Source organism: Microbacterium sp. JZ37, from assembly GCF_035188445.1.
GTDB classification, from domain to species: Bacteria; Actinomycetota; Actinomycetes; order Actinomycetales; family Microbacteriaceae; genus Microbacterium; species Microbacterium barkeri.
The window spans coordinates 696,480-709,077 of sequence record NZ_CP045253.1 but is presented as its reverse complement, the minus strand read 5'-3'; the positions used below and the strand labels follow the sequence as shown (position 1 = coordinate 709,077).

The window sequence follows — 12,598 nt, the reverse complement described above, 5'->3', positions numbered from 1 at the left end:
GTCGTCAGCGCGTGAGCTCGCGCACCGCCGCCACGACCGCGTCGGGGCGCTCGCTCGCGATGTAGTGCGCGGCGTCCTTGACCCAGATGGCCACGAGGTCGTCGGCGCGATCTCCGACATCGTCGGTGCGGGCGGCGCGCATGATCGGGTCGCGAGCGCCGAGGAGGATGCGCGTCGGCACCGTCAGACGGCGCCCTCTTCCCAGCGCTGCCATCGTCATCATCCCCGGGAGCACGAGGCTGCGATACGTGCGCGCGAGTGCCCGTGCATGGACGGGGTCGCGCAGCGGCGCGAGGAAGCATTCGAGGTCGTCGACGTCGCACCCGCCGAGGCCGGGCGCGTACCCCTCGATCATGTAGCGCACGAGCCGCTGCCGCCCGCCCGCGATCAGCCGGGGCCCGAACGGCGAGATGATCACCTGCTGGAACCAGGCCCGCCACAGCTGGAGCGCCATCCTCGGCGTGATCCCGCTCCACGGATGCGGGCTCCCGAGCGCCGTGAGGCTCGCGAGCCGATCCGGATGGTCGAACGCGAGACGCCAGCCGAGGAACGCGGAGTAGTCGTGGACGACGAGATGCGCGCGGTCGATGCCGAGCGCGTCGAGCAGAGCGAGGACGTCCGCCGTCTGCTGGGCCTCGTCGTACCCGTGATCGGGAGCGTCCGACCATCCCGCTCCCCTCAGATCGGCCGCGATCACGCGATGATCGGCGGCCAGCTCGGGGATCACACGGCGGTACTCCCACCAGTGCTGGGGCGAGCCGTGCAGGAGGAGCACCGGCACGCCGGCACCCGCCTCCGCGACGTGCAGCGCGAGCGCGTCGCCGTGCTCGTGCACCTGGACCATGCGATGCGTCACGTCGGCCAGGTCCGGCATGCGCAGTTCGAGAGCGCTCATGGCCGCATGTTACTACGATCGTAGTAACAGCACCATGACTACCCTGGAGCGCGATGGCACGCACGCGAGAACTCGTCGTCGAGGCGGCGATCGCCCTCCTCGGTGAGGAGGGGATGCGCTCCTTCACGCATCGGAGGGTGGATCGGCGGGCGGGCCTGCCCGAGGGCAGCACGTCGAACTACTTCCGCACGCGGGAGGCGCTTCTCGCGGGCGTCGTCGACGGCATCGTCGCGTCCGAGCTCGACACCGCCGAGCCCCTGCCCGGCGACCCCGACGCCTTCGTCGATGCCCTCGCCGGAATGGTCGAGTTCATCACGGGCCCCCGACGAACCCACACCATCGCCCGCCACGCGCTCTTCCTCGAGGCGTCGCACGACCCCGAGCTCAGCGCGAAGCTGTCGTCGTCGCGCGAGCGCTATGTCGCGGTCGTGTCCGATGCGGTCGCCCGGCTGGGCGCACCCGATCCCGACGCGTCGGCGGCCGCCGTGATGAGCGTGTGCGAGGGACTGATCCTGCACCGCATCGCCCGCGGCGACACGAGCGACCCGCGGCCGGCGATCGCGGTGGCGATCCGCGGAGCGCTCGCGGACTGAATCAGCGCAGGGCGAACCCGAGGATCCGGTCGTCCTCCGGGCGCGGCTCGCCGCGGCCGTCGGTGTTGTTCGTCAGCACCCACAGCTCTCCGTCGGGCGTCACCACGACGTCGCGCAGGCGCCCCTCCTCGGCGACGAGGTGCTCGATCGAGGACGCCGGGTCGGCCAGCGGAACCTCGCGCAGGCGCTCGCCCCGCAGGTTGGCGATATAGAGGGTGTCGCCCGCGATCGCGATGCCGCTCGGGCTCGCGTCGGCCGGCGCCCACTGCTGCACGGGGTCGATCAGGCCCGCGCGCCCGACCGCGCCCTCGACGTCGGGCCATCCGTAGTCTCCGCCCGGCTCGATGACGTTGAGCTCGTCCCACGTGTCCTGGCCGAACTCGCTCGCGTACATCGTGCCGTCCTGCGCCCACGCGATGCCCTGCGGGTTCCGATGCCCGAGGCTGTAGACGAGCGATCCGGGGTACGGGTTGTCGGCCGGCACGCCGCCATCGGGCGTCATCCTGAGGATCTTGCCGGACAGCGCTGCCGGGTCGCGCGCGCTCGACCGATCGCCCGCGTCGCCCGCCGTCGCATAGAGCATGCCGTCGGGCCCGAAGGCGATGCGGCCGCCGTTGTGGTTGCCTGCGGCGGGGATCCCCGCGAGCACCGTCTCGCCCGACCCTAGGGCGAGCGGGTCGCCGTCGAGCGGAAAGCGCTCGATGCGGTTCTCCCCCGCCGCGGTGAAGTAGGCGTACAGCAGCCCGTCGTGCACCGCGATGCCGAGGAGACCGCCCTCGCCTCCCGCGCGGACCCCGGGGATGACGCCGACCTCGCGCACGCCGCCCTCGCCGTCGAGCTCGAGGATGCGCCCGCTGTCGCGCTCGCTCACGAGCGCCGTCGCGCCCAGGAACGCGACCGACCAGGGCGCGTCGAGTCCCTCGGCGACCACGCGGCGCTCATCGAGCACGAGGGCGGATGGCTGCGGCGAGGGCTCCGCGGATGGCGCGCGTGACGGCGATTCGGAGTCCAAGGGCGCGGATGGCGAGGGCGATCCGGAGCCCGAGGGCGCGGATGGCGATGGCGCGGTCGGTGCGGAGCTCGCCGGCGCCGTCGGTCCGTCCCCGGTCGGAGGCGACGAGGGCCCGCATGCGGCGAGCGCGACGGCCGTGACGGCGATCGCCACTCCGGCGACGACCCTGCGCGCCGGCAGCCGGCCCCTGCGCGCCTCAGGCGCCCTGGCCATCCGCTCGCTCATCGTCGGCCTCGCTCGCGCGTCTCCTGCTCAGCGCACGCGCGGCGTCCGCATCGACCACAGCGCGAGGGCGACGAGAAGCGGCTGGAAGAAGAGGCGCGCGAAGCGCTTGCCGTCGGTGTCGAGTCCGAACGCGCTCCGGCGATGCCGCCACTGCGCGATGTTGCCCGGGAAGACGGCGACGAAGAAGAGTGCCGCGAGCGTGCCGACCCGGCGGCGTCGACGGCGGGCGAAGAGCAGCGCGGCTCCGAGGCCGACCTCGACGACGCCCGAGGCCACGACCGTCGTGTCGGGGTCGAGCGGCACGAAGTCGGGCACCTGTGCGCGGAACTCCTCCCGCGCGACGGTGAGGTGCGCGACGCCCGCGAACGCGAGCGCCGAGCCGAGGAGGAGGCGGCCGATCGTGCGGACGGGCGTGCTCATGCGGCGAGTCTAGGCGCGCCAGCGGACGTCAGGCCGCTTCCTCCAGAACCCGCTCGACGAACGCCCGCGAGCGCCGCGCCGTGCCGTCGATCTTCATGTCGACGCTCGCGCGGTACTCGTTCGGGGCGAGCGGCAGGGCGAGACGCACGTTCTCGTGGCACGAGAGGTCGGCGCAGATGTACGTGCCGACGCTGTCGCCCTTCTGCCCCGCACGGCCCGCCTTGCGCGCCGTGAACATGGTCACCTGGTTGCCGGGCTGCATCGTGCGGCAGATGTTGCAGATGCCGTGCCGCGCGCCCGAGGTCGTCGAGGCCGCCCGCAGCACGACGCCGGTCGGCTCGCCGTCGATCTCGGCGACGATGTACCCGCGGCTGTGGGTATGCGGATCACGCCAGGCGAGGAAGTCGAGGTGATCCCACTCGGTGAGCGGGAAGTCGTGGGGAAGCTCGACGAGCTCGAGCTCACGGTCGTCCGCGTTCACGAACGACTCGAGGACATCCTTCTCTGTCAGCGGGCGCATGGCCATCCTCCTCGCCGTGTTCTCGCGGGCCATTCTACGAAGCCCCGCGCCGCCCGGGATCGGGTGGGTAGGCTTTTCGACATGGCCGACAGCTCATTCGACATCGTCTCCAAGATCGACCGCCAGGAGGCGGACAACGCGCTCAACCAGGCACGCAAGGAGGTCGAGCAGCGCTACGACTTCAAGGGCACCGGCGCCTCCATCGAGTGGAGCGGCGAGGCCATCCTCATCAAGGCGGACAGCGAGGACCGTGCGAAGGCCGTGCTCGACGTCTTCCAGTCCAAGCTCATCAAGCGCGGCATCTCGCTCAAGAGCCTCGAGTCGGGCGACCCCGTCGCGAGCGGCAAGGAGTACCGCATCACCTCCACGCTCAAGGAGGGGATCTCGCAGGAGAACGCGAAGAAGATCGGCAAGATCATCCGCGACGAGGGCCCCAAGGGCGTGAAGTCGCAGATCCAGGGCGACGAGCTGCGCGTGTCGTCGAAGAGCCGCGACGACCTGCAGGAGGTCATCCGTCTCCTGAAGGCCGCCGACCTCGACATCGACCTCCAGTTCATCAACTACCGCTAAACCTGAGGGGTTCCTGAAGTCGCGTCATAGATGGGCCGCTCGGCGGTCTCATCGACGGGGGTTCCGACGCAGGTCGGGCCCCTGCGGGGGCGGGGCTTCTGGGGAGCACCGCCTCCGCTCCGGGGGATACGCGCGGGAATGCGGATCGGCCCGGCGCCTCGAAGGCGCCGGGCCGATCGCGTCTCAGTCCCGGAGCGGCGTGGACGGCGGGTTCGCCGTGCCGCCCGGGTAGGACGGTCCCGATCCCGGCGAGCCGGGGTGCTGCGGCCCCGCGTATCCCTGCTGCGGCGGATACGGCGCACCGGGTCGCGGCGCGAGCCCGCGCGCCGCGCGCTCCTCGTCCGCGCGCAGGATGCCGTTCTTCACGGCCGTCCGCATGATCAGGTACCCCACCCACAGCATGAGCGCCAGGATCCCGAGGTAGATGACGAGCCCCAGGATCATCATCCCCACGCCGAGCCCGGCCATCCATCCGTAGTCGTCGCTGTACATCGCGTCCCCCTTCATCCGCGGACTTGTCTGCAAGCACAGTATCGAGCGGCGGCCGCCCGCACATCAGGGAGAGGTGCCCCAGGCCGCGCTCAGCGCCGGATGCTAGAGTCGGGATCTGCGCGACCCGAGTGTCGCGCGTCGTCGTGTCTTGATCGCGCGGAGGGACTCCCCCGCCGCGCCTCGCGAACATCCTGCCGCGGCGAACGGATCCGGCATCCGCCGAGTTCGCCATCTGCCGTCGTGCCCCGCGATCAGCGTGTTCCCCTGCATGACGGCCCCTTCTCGAAAGCAGTCATCTGTGACCACTGCGACCACGCAGCCCGAGACCACCTTCGCCGACCTCGGCGTCCCCGCGCACCTCATCGAGGTGCTCGTCGCCGAGGACCGCCCGACCCCCTTCCCCATCCAGCGCGAGACGCTGCCCTCCACCCTCGCCGGCCGCGACGTGCTCGGCCGCGGCAAGACCGGCTCGGGCAAGACGCTCGCGTTCGCCATCCCGCTCGTCGCGCGCCTGTCGGCCGCGAAGCCGAAGCGCATCGCCGGGCGCCCGTCGGGCCTCGTGCTCGCCCCGACCCGCGAGCTCGCGACCCAGATCGCACGCGTCGTCACGCCGCTCGCGAAGGCCTCCGGCCTCACGGTCGCCGTCGTGTTCGGCGGGGTCTCGCAGAAGCCGCAGGAGGCTGCGTTCCGCGCCGGCGTCGACATCGTCGTCGCCTGCCCCGGCCGCCTCGAGGACCTCATGAGCCAGGGAATCGTCAACCTCGACCGCGTCGCGGTGACGGTGCTCGACGAGGCCGACCACATGGCCGACCTGGGCTTCCTGCCCGGCGTCACGCGCATCCTCGCGAAGACGCCTGCCGGCGGTCAGCGGATGTTCTTCTCCGCGACGCTCGACAACGGCGTGGACAAGCTCGTCGCGCGATTCCTCAAGGACCCGGTGCGCCACTCGATCGACCCGGCCGAGTCGCCGGTCCCCGCGATGACGCACCACGTCTTCGAGATCGACGACGAGGACAAGACCGAGCTCGTCCGCACCCTCGCGTCGGGCGTCGCGCGCCGCATCCTCTTCACCCGCACCAAGCACCAGGCGAAGAAGCTCGCCAAGCAGCTCACGGCGCGCGGCATCCCCGCGGTCGACCTGCACGGCAACCTGTCGCAGAACGCCCGCGACCGCAACCTCGCGGACTTCTCGTCGGGCCGCGTCCGCGTGCTCGTCGCGACGGATGTCGCCGCGCGCGGCGTGCACGTCGACGGCGTCGACCTCGTGGTCCACGTCGACCCGCCCGCCGAGCACAAGGCGTACGTCCACCGCTCGGGCCGCACCGCGCGCGCGGGCTCGGCCGGCGACGTCGTCACGGTCATGCTGCCCTCGCAGCGCCAGGACACCAAGCAGCTGCTGCGCAAGGCGGGCATCGCCGCGCAGCCGCAGCGCGTCACGCCCGAGAGCGCGGCCGTCACGGCCCTCGTCGGCGAGGTCGCTCCGCGCGTCGCACCGGTCCCCGGCGGCCCGGGCTCGGGCAACGCTCCCGCGCCGTCGGCTCCCGGCACGTCCCAGGGGGCGAACGCCCGTCGCAAGCGCGCGGCCCGCGAGGGTCAGGGCGGCCAGCAGCCGGCCGAGCGCGCGGGCGGCCGCGGCGGTGCATCGGCTGGTCGCAACGGCGGCGGCGGTCGCAACGGCGGCGCGGCGCGCGGTCAGGGCGGCCGCGGGCGCGCGCAGGGCGGCTCGCAGCCGATGTACTCGACGTCGTCGGGCGACACCGCTCCCCGCACGCACGCCGCGGGCGCCGAGAGCGCCCCGTCGCGCCCGCCGCGCCGCCGGCAGCCGCGCCGCGTCTCGGCTCCCGCGCAGTCGACCCAGGGCTGATCCCCGTCGACAGAGCCCCGGCCATCCGCTCTCGGATGGCCGGGGCTCTGTCGTTCCCTCCCGATGCGGGACAGAACGCAGGAGATCCCGGCCCCGCGCGCACCGCGGCCTGCAGGAATCCGGGGCGCAGCCATCCGCACCCCGAAGGAACTCCTGCAATGTGCCCCGCAGGGCTGCTCCAGGCGCGGGACCGCAGACACGTCGAGGGGCCCGCGCCCCAGCGCGAGCCCCTCGACGAGCGGTGCGGCCTACTTCACGGCGCCCGCCGTCAGCCCTCCGACGATGTACTTCTGGAGGAAGAGAAACAGCGCCACGACGGGCAGCGCCGCGATCACGGCGCCCGCCGAGAACGCGCTCCAGTCGGCGTAGCGCGGGTTCGACACGAGCTTCGTGAGGCCGACCGCGAGCGTCTGCACGTCGGTGTCGATGAGCAGCACCGACGCGACCACGTACTCGTTCACGGAGGCGATGAACGACAGCAGCGCGACGACCGCGAGGATGGGCGCCACGAGCGGCAGGATGATCGTGAAGAACACGCGCGCATGCCCTGCGCCGTCGATCTTCGCGGCCTCGTCGATCGACTGCGGGATCGTGTTGAAGAACCCGTACATGAGGTAGGTGTTCACGCCGAGCGCGCCGCCCAGGTAGACGAGGATGAGGCCGATGCGGGTGTTCAGGCCGATCGCGGGGAACCAGTCGCTGATCGCGCTCATGAGGAGGAAGATCGCGACGACGGCGAGCAGCTGCGGGAACATCTGCACGACGACGATCGCGATGAGCCCGAACCGGCGGCCCGCGAACCGCATGCGCGAGAACGCGTACGCCGCGAGCCCGCCCAGGAACACGGTCGCGACGGCGGTGATGCCCGCGATGATGAGCGTGTTGCCGAACCAGGCCACGAACGGCACCTTCGGGTCGCTCAGGATCCGCACGTAGCTGTCGATGCCGATCTTCGAGAAGAGCGCGTTCGAGCCGGTGAGGGTGCCGTTCGGGTTCAGCGAGCTCGAGATGACGAAGACGATCGGCAGGAGCGAGAACGCGACCATGACGACGCCGACGAGGTGGCGCCATCCCGTGTCGGCGAACCAGCGCCCGAAGCCGCGCCGGCGGGGCGCGTACGCGCCGCGGCTGCCGCCGGTGATGGCGACGGTGTCGAGTGAGGCGGTCATCCGTTCAGCTCCTCGAGGGACTTGGTGCGGCGGAACGCGATCACGGAGATGACCGCCACGATGATGAAGATGATGATCGAGTACGCGCTCGCGAGCCCGTAGTCGCGGGTCTGCCCCGTGAAGGCGACCTTGTAGACCATCGAGATCAGCAGGTCGGTGTGGCCGACCGGGATCGGCGCCTCGCTGTCGCGCGGACCGCCGTTCGTGAGCATGTAGACGATGTTGAAGTTGTTGAAGTTGAACGCGAACGACGCGATGAGCAGAGGCGCCACGCTCACGAGCAGGAGCGGCAGCTTGATGAGCCGGAACACGGCCCACGGCTTCGCGCCGTCGACGGTCGCGGCCTCCTGGAGCTCCTCGGGGATGGCCTGCAGCGCTCCCGTGCACACGAGGAACATGTAGGGGAAGCCGAGCCAGAGGTTCACGATGAGCACCGACACCTTCGCGAGCACGGGGTCGGTCAGCCACGGGATGTCGGCGCCGCCGAAGATCACCTCGTTGAGGAACCCGAAGCTCTGGTTCATCATGCCGGCCCACACGAGTGCCGACAGGAACGACGGCACCGCATACGGGAGGATCATGAGCACGCGGTAGGTGCGGCGCCCCCGCATGCGCGCGTTGTTGAACGCGATCGCGAGGAAGAGGCCGAGGAAGAACGTCGACGCGACCGAGATGAGCGCGAACGCGAACGTCCAGATCGTGACGTAGACGAGCGGGCTCGCGAGGCGCGCGTCCGTGACGGCGCGGATGAAGTTGTCGAAGCCGACCGTGACCTGCCACCCGGGAAGGATCTCGGTGCCGTCGGGCGCCGTGAACGCGCCGGTGCCGAGGTCGGAGTAGACGGTGCCGCTGCGGAGGTCGGTGAGCGTGCCGGCCGCCTCGTCGTACTCGAGCGTCGAGGTGTAGAGGTACGCGCTCGTCCCGTCGGGGGTGCGGAGGGCGCCGTCGTTCGGGTCGTCCGAGAACGGCACGGCGAGCTCGGTGATCTGGTCGGTGCGCTCGAGCACGTCGGCGAACTGCAGCGTCGTCCAGCCGGGCGCCGACACGGCCTTGTCGCCGTCGAAGCCGGCGTCGACCGGCGCGAGGGGCTGCTCGGCGGTCCCCAGGAGGGCCTCGCCGTCGGGCGTGGTGACGAGGAGGCCGATCTCGCCTCCGGCCTCGACCACCGTGATCGGGTAGCTCGCGGAGTCGGGCACGCGCTCGAGGGCCGAGGCCATGAGCGAGGCGACGGCCTGCTCCTTCGAGCCGTTGTGGCCCGTGCCGTAGTTCGTGAAGGCGACGTAGCCCGTGTACACGAGCACGAAGACCTGGAACAGGCACAGGAAGATGAGGCCGGGCGCGAGGTACTTCGCCGCGAGCGCGCGGCGGGAGAAGTAGACCCAGTTGACGATTCCCGCCACGAGCACGACCGCCGCGAGGACGATCCACTGCTCGTGGCCGAACAGCACGAGAGCCGCGTAGACGGCGATCGCGTCGACGATCGCGAGGGCCGCGATCTTCACGATCACGGAGGCCAGTCCGCCGCCGGCCTGGTCGGCGATCGACCGCGCGCGCCGCTGGCGCGCCGTGGGCTTCGGGTCTTCGGTCGCCGTCTCGGCGCCGGAGAGGGTGTCGGTCATGGGTTCCTATCGCTGTCTCGTGGGGTCAGCGGCCGGTCGCCAGGGCGGGCGGACCGCTGCGGTGCGCTCGGATGGTCCGCGGCCGCGGGCGGGGACGCCCCCGTCGAGGGGGCGGCCCGCCCGCGTCCGCGATCCGAGCGGGTGCGTCAGCCGATCGCGGCCTGCACGTCGGCGGCGAGCTTCTGCCACGTCGCGACGGGGTCGGCGCCGTTGATGATCTCGGCCTCCGCGATGCCCCAGTACTGCCACACGGCGCCCATCTCGGGGATCGCGGGCATCGGCACGGCCTCCGCGCCGACGGTCGCGAAGCCGCCGATGATCGGGTCGCTCGAGGCGGTCTCCGCGGCCGACGAGAGCGCGGGGAGGATGTTGCCGGCCTCGAAGAGCGCGAGCTGCGCCTCCTCGCTGCCGAGGTAGTTCACGAGGAAGTCGTTCGCGGCGACCTTGTCGTCAGACTCGGCCGACACGAAGAAGCCCTTCACGCCCGCGAAGGGCGACGCCGGCTGATCGGTCGGGCTCGGGACGGGGTCGATCGCGACGTCGATCCCCGCGTCGACCGCTGCGCCGACGTTCCACGGGCCGGTCAGCCAGAAGGCCGCCGTGCCGTCGAGGAACGCCTGCTTGGCGATGTCGCCGTCGATGTCGGTGTTGAACGCGCCCTTGCCGCCCTGCTCGCCGAGCCACGTCGCGAACTCCTCGCCGCCGGCGTTGCCCAGCTGCAGGTCGGTCGCGTCGTAGCCGTTCTCGTTCGTGCCGAAGACGGGAGCGCCGAACGCGGTCTGGAACGGGTAGAGGTGGTACGGGTTGCCCTCCGCGCCCTGCTCGACGACGAACGGGGTCTCGAGGCCGGCGGCCTGGCCCTTCGCGATCATGTCGTCGAAGCTCGTCGCGGCCTCGGGGACGAGCTCGGCGTTGCGCAGCATCGCGATGTTCTCGACCGCGTACGGGAGCATGTAGACGGTGCCGTCGTACGTCGAGGCCTCGACGGCGACGTCGAGGAAGTCGCCTGCGGCGTCGCCCAGCTCGAGCGGCGCCACGACGCCGTTCGTCGCGAGCTCGCCGAGCCAGTCGTGCGCGCCCATCGTGATGTCGGGGCCCTCACCGGTCGGCACCTGCTGGATGAAGTCGTCCTTGATCGTCGCGTTGTCCTTGCCGACGAGCTCGACCTCGACGCCGCTCTTCTCGGTGTACGCGTCGGCCACCGCCTGCAGCGCGTCGACGCGCTCGGCGTCGACCCACACGGTGAGCGTCGACGAGGGCGCCTCGGCGTCTCCGCCGCCCGAAGCGCCTTCGTTCGCGCTGTCGCTCGCACAACCCGCGAGCCCGAGTGCCGTCACGCCGGCCATCGCGACGACGGCCGCGAAGCGTCCCCTGCTGTTCACCTTCATTGGTGTGTCCTCCTGGTTGATGAGCCCGCAACTGTGCAAGCGTTTACAGGTATACACCGTCGAGCACCGATTTGAAAACCGCGAATCTGCGGGCGTGACCGATTCGATACGAATCGCGGGCCGAGTTACACGCCCATGAACTGCAAACGCTTACAACCGATGCGGAAATCATCTAGAGTGGGCGACCATGACCCCTGAATGGTGGCGCACCGCCGCGATCTACCAGATCTACCCGCGCTCGTTCGCCGACGCCTCGGGCGACGGCGTCGGCGACCTCGCGGGCGTGACGTCGCGCATGGACGCGCTCGCCGAGCTGGGCGTCGACGCGATCTGGCTCTCGCCGTTCATGACCTCACCCCAGCGCGACGCGGGCTACGACGTGACCGACTACCGCGACGTCGATCCGCTCTTCGGGACGCTCGCCGACTTCGACGCGATGCTCGAGTCCGCGCACGCCCGGGGCATCCGGGTCATCATCGACCTCGTGCCGAACCACTCCTCCGACCAGCATGTCTGGTTCCAGGAGGCGCTGACCGCCGCGCCCGGCAGCCGCGAGCGCGCACGCTACCTGTTCCGCGACGGCCGCGGTCCGGGCGGCCACGAGCCGCCGAACAACTGGCAGTCGATCTTCGGCGGCTCCGCGTGGACGCGCGTCACCGAGGCGGACGGCTCTCCCGGTCAGTGGTACCTGCACCTCTTCGACTCGAGCCAGCCCGACTTCGACTGGACGCAGCGCGAGGTGCGCGACGAGTTCCTCGACATCCTGCGCTTCTGGCTCGACCGGGGCGTCGACGGCTTCCGCGTCGACGTCGCGCACGGCCTCATCAAGGAGGACGGGCTCCCCGACTACATCCAGCCCGAGGACGCCGACTCGATGGGCGGCGAGGCCGAGGACGACGTGCCCTACTGGGGGCGCCCCGGCGTCCACGAGGTGTACCGCGAGTGGCGCGCACTGCTCGAGGAGTACGACGGCGACCGCGCGCTGTGCGCCGAGGCGTGGCGTCCGACCGCGCGCGAGACCGCGCTGTGGGTGCGCCCCGATGAGATGCACCAGGCCTTCAACTTCCCGTACATGATGACCGAGTGGGACGCCGCGGCTCTGCGCACGGTCATCGCCGACTCGCTCGAGGCATTCCCGGCCGTCGGCGCGCCCGCGACGTGGGTCCTGTCGAACCACGACGTCATCCGGCACGCCTCGCGACTCGCGCTGGGCGCCGACAGCCCGCAGGGCCACGGCATCGGCCCGCTGTCCCCGGGCAAGCCCGACCCCGTCGTCGGCCTCCGCCGTGCCCGTGCGGCGACGACCGTCATGTTCGCGCTGCCGGGGAGCGCCTACATCTACCAGGGCGAGGAGCTCGGGCTCCCCGAGGCGATCGAGCTTCCCGACGAGGCCCGCCAGGACCCGACCTGGTTCCGCACGAACGGCGAGCGCTACGGCCGCGACGGCTGCCGCGTCCCCATCCCGTGGGAGGCCGACGCGCCGGCGTTCGGCTTCAGCGCGACCGGGGCGTCGTGGCTCCCCCAGCCGGCAGAGTGGCGGGCGCTCGCGCGCGACGCCCAGCGCGACGATCCCGCGTCGACGCTCTCGCTCTACCGCGATCTCCTGCGGCTGCGCCGCGAGGAGTCCCTCGCGAGCGGCGACCTCGAGTGGGTCGACGGATGGCCGACGCACGTCCTCGCGTTCCGCAACGGGCGTGTGACAGTGATCGCGAACACGGGATCCGAGGATGTCCCCGCACCCGAGGGCATGCGGGTCCTGTGCGCGAGCGGACCGCTCGGCGAGGGCGTCGTCCCCGTCGACACGGCCGCCTGGTTCATCGCAGGATGACGC

General features: G+C 71.4%; 12 protein-coding genes. 4 read left to right on the top strand and 8 right to left on the bottom strand.

The window, feature by feature from the left end; translation table 11 throughout:
- Nucleotides 1-4 precede the first annotated feature (4 nt).
- Nucleotides 5-895 carry an alpha/beta fold hydrolase gene (locus GC092_RS03095; RefSeq protein ID WP_324014062.1) on the bottom strand — a complete coding sequence of 297 codons (891 nt, stop codon included), beginning with the start codon at nucleotides 893-895 and terminating at the stop codon, nucleotides 5-7.
- 53 nt (nucleotides 896-948) lie between these two features.
- Between GC092_RS03095 and GC092_RS03090 the strand changes: the two genes are divergently transcribed.
- Entirely contained in the window at nucleotides 949-1,488 is a 540-nt protein-coding gene (locus tag GC092_RS03090; RefSeq protein WP_324014061.1) for a TetR/AcrR family transcriptional regulator, read from the top strand.
- A 1-nt stretch (nucleotide 1,489) separates the two neighbouring features.
- On the opposite strand, the gene GC092_RS03085 is transcribed toward GC092_RS03090, so the two are convergent.
- From GC092_RS03085 to GC092_RS03075, 3 genes are read right to left on the bottom strand one after another with little or no spacing between them, the layout of a single operon-like run.
- Nucleotides 1,490-2,713 carry a PQQ-dependent sugar dehydrogenase gene (locus tag GC092_RS03085; RefSeq protein WP_324014060.1) on the bottom strand — a complete coding sequence of 408 codons (1,224 nt, stop codon included), beginning with the start codon at nucleotides 2,711-2,713 and terminating at the stop codon, nucleotides 1,490-1,492.
- 39 nt (nucleotides 2,714-2,752) lie between these two features.
- Nucleotides 2,753-3,145 carry a DoxX family protein gene (locus GC092_RS03080; RefSeq protein ID WP_282979508.1) on the bottom strand — a complete coding sequence of 131 codons (393 nt, stop codon included), beginning with the start codon at nucleotides 3,143-3,145 and terminating at the stop codon, nucleotides 2,753-2,755.
- Nucleotides 3,146-3,173: 28 nt separating this feature from the next.
- Nucleotides 3,174-3,665: an FBP domain-containing protein gene (locus GC092_RS03075; protein WP_271173680.1), complete on the bottom strand. Its 492-nt coding sequence runs from the start codon at nucleotides 3,663-3,665 to the stop codon at nucleotides 3,174-3,176.
- 81 nt (nucleotides 3,666-3,746) lie between these two features.
- Between GC092_RS03075 and GC092_RS03070 the strand changes: the two genes are divergently transcribed.
- Nucleotides 3,747-4,235: a YajQ family cyclic di-GMP-binding protein gene (locus tag GC092_RS03070; RefSeq protein ID WP_271173681.1), complete on the top strand. Its 489-nt coding sequence runs from the start codon at nucleotides 3,747-3,749 to the stop codon at nucleotides 4,233-4,235.
- 183 nt (nucleotides 4,236-4,418) lie between these two features.
- On the opposite strand, the gene GC092_RS03065 is transcribed toward GC092_RS03070, so the two are convergent.
- Nucleotides 4,419-4,742, bottom strand: a complete 324-nt coding sequence (locus GC092_RS03065; RefSeq protein ID WP_324014058.1) for a hypothetical protein — start codon at nucleotides 4,740-4,742, stop codon at nucleotides 4,419-4,421.
- Between the two features lie 253 nt (nucleotides 4,743-4,995).
- On the opposite strand from GC092_RS03065, the gene GC092_RS03060 reads away from it, so the two are divergent.
- Nucleotides 4,996-6,591 carry a DEAD/DEAH box helicase gene (locus GC092_RS03060; RefSeq protein ID WP_324014056.1) on the top strand — a complete coding sequence of 532 codons (1,596 nt, stop codon included), beginning with the start codon at nucleotides 4,996-4,998 and terminating at the stop codon, nucleotides 6,589-6,591.
- A 248-nt stretch (nucleotides 6,592-6,839) separates the two neighbouring features.
- Here the strand turns inward: GC092_RS03060 and GC092_RS03055 are convergent, their stop codons facing one another.
- The 3 genes from GC092_RS03055 to GC092_RS03045 form a co-directional block, all read right to left on the bottom strand.
- Nucleotides 6,840-7,760 carry a sugar ABC transporter permease gene (locus GC092_RS03055; protein ID WP_156243004.1) on the bottom strand — a complete coding sequence of 307 codons (921 nt, stop codon included), beginning with the start codon at nucleotides 7,758-7,760 and terminating at the stop codon, nucleotides 6,840-6,842.
- Complete coding sequence (locus GC092_RS03050) at nucleotides 7,757-9,379, bottom strand: ABC transporter permease subunit (protein WP_324014053.1); 1,623 nt, start codon at nucleotides 9,377-9,379, stop codon at nucleotides 7,757-7,759. The genes GC092_RS03055 and GC092_RS03050 overlap by 4 nt, the downstream gene beginning before the upstream one ends.
- A gap of 146 nt (nucleotides 9,380-9,525) precedes the next feature.
- A complete protein-coding gene (locus GC092_RS03045; RefSeq protein ID WP_282980369.1) occupies nucleotides 9,526-10,767 on the bottom strand; it encodes a sugar ABC transporter substrate-binding protein in 1,242 nt (413 codons plus the stop codon).
- Nucleotides 10,768-10,954: 187 nt separating this feature from the next.
- Between GC092_RS03045 and GC092_RS03040 the strand changes: the two genes are divergently transcribed.
- The gene (locus GC092_RS03040) at nucleotides 10,955-12,595 is read left to right on the top strand and encodes a glycoside hydrolase family 13 protein (protein ID WP_324014050.1); all 1,641 of its coding nucleotides are present in this window, start codon (nucleotides 10,955-10,957) and stop codon (nucleotides 12,593-12,595) included.
- Nucleotides 12,596-12,598: the final 3 nt, after the last annotated feature.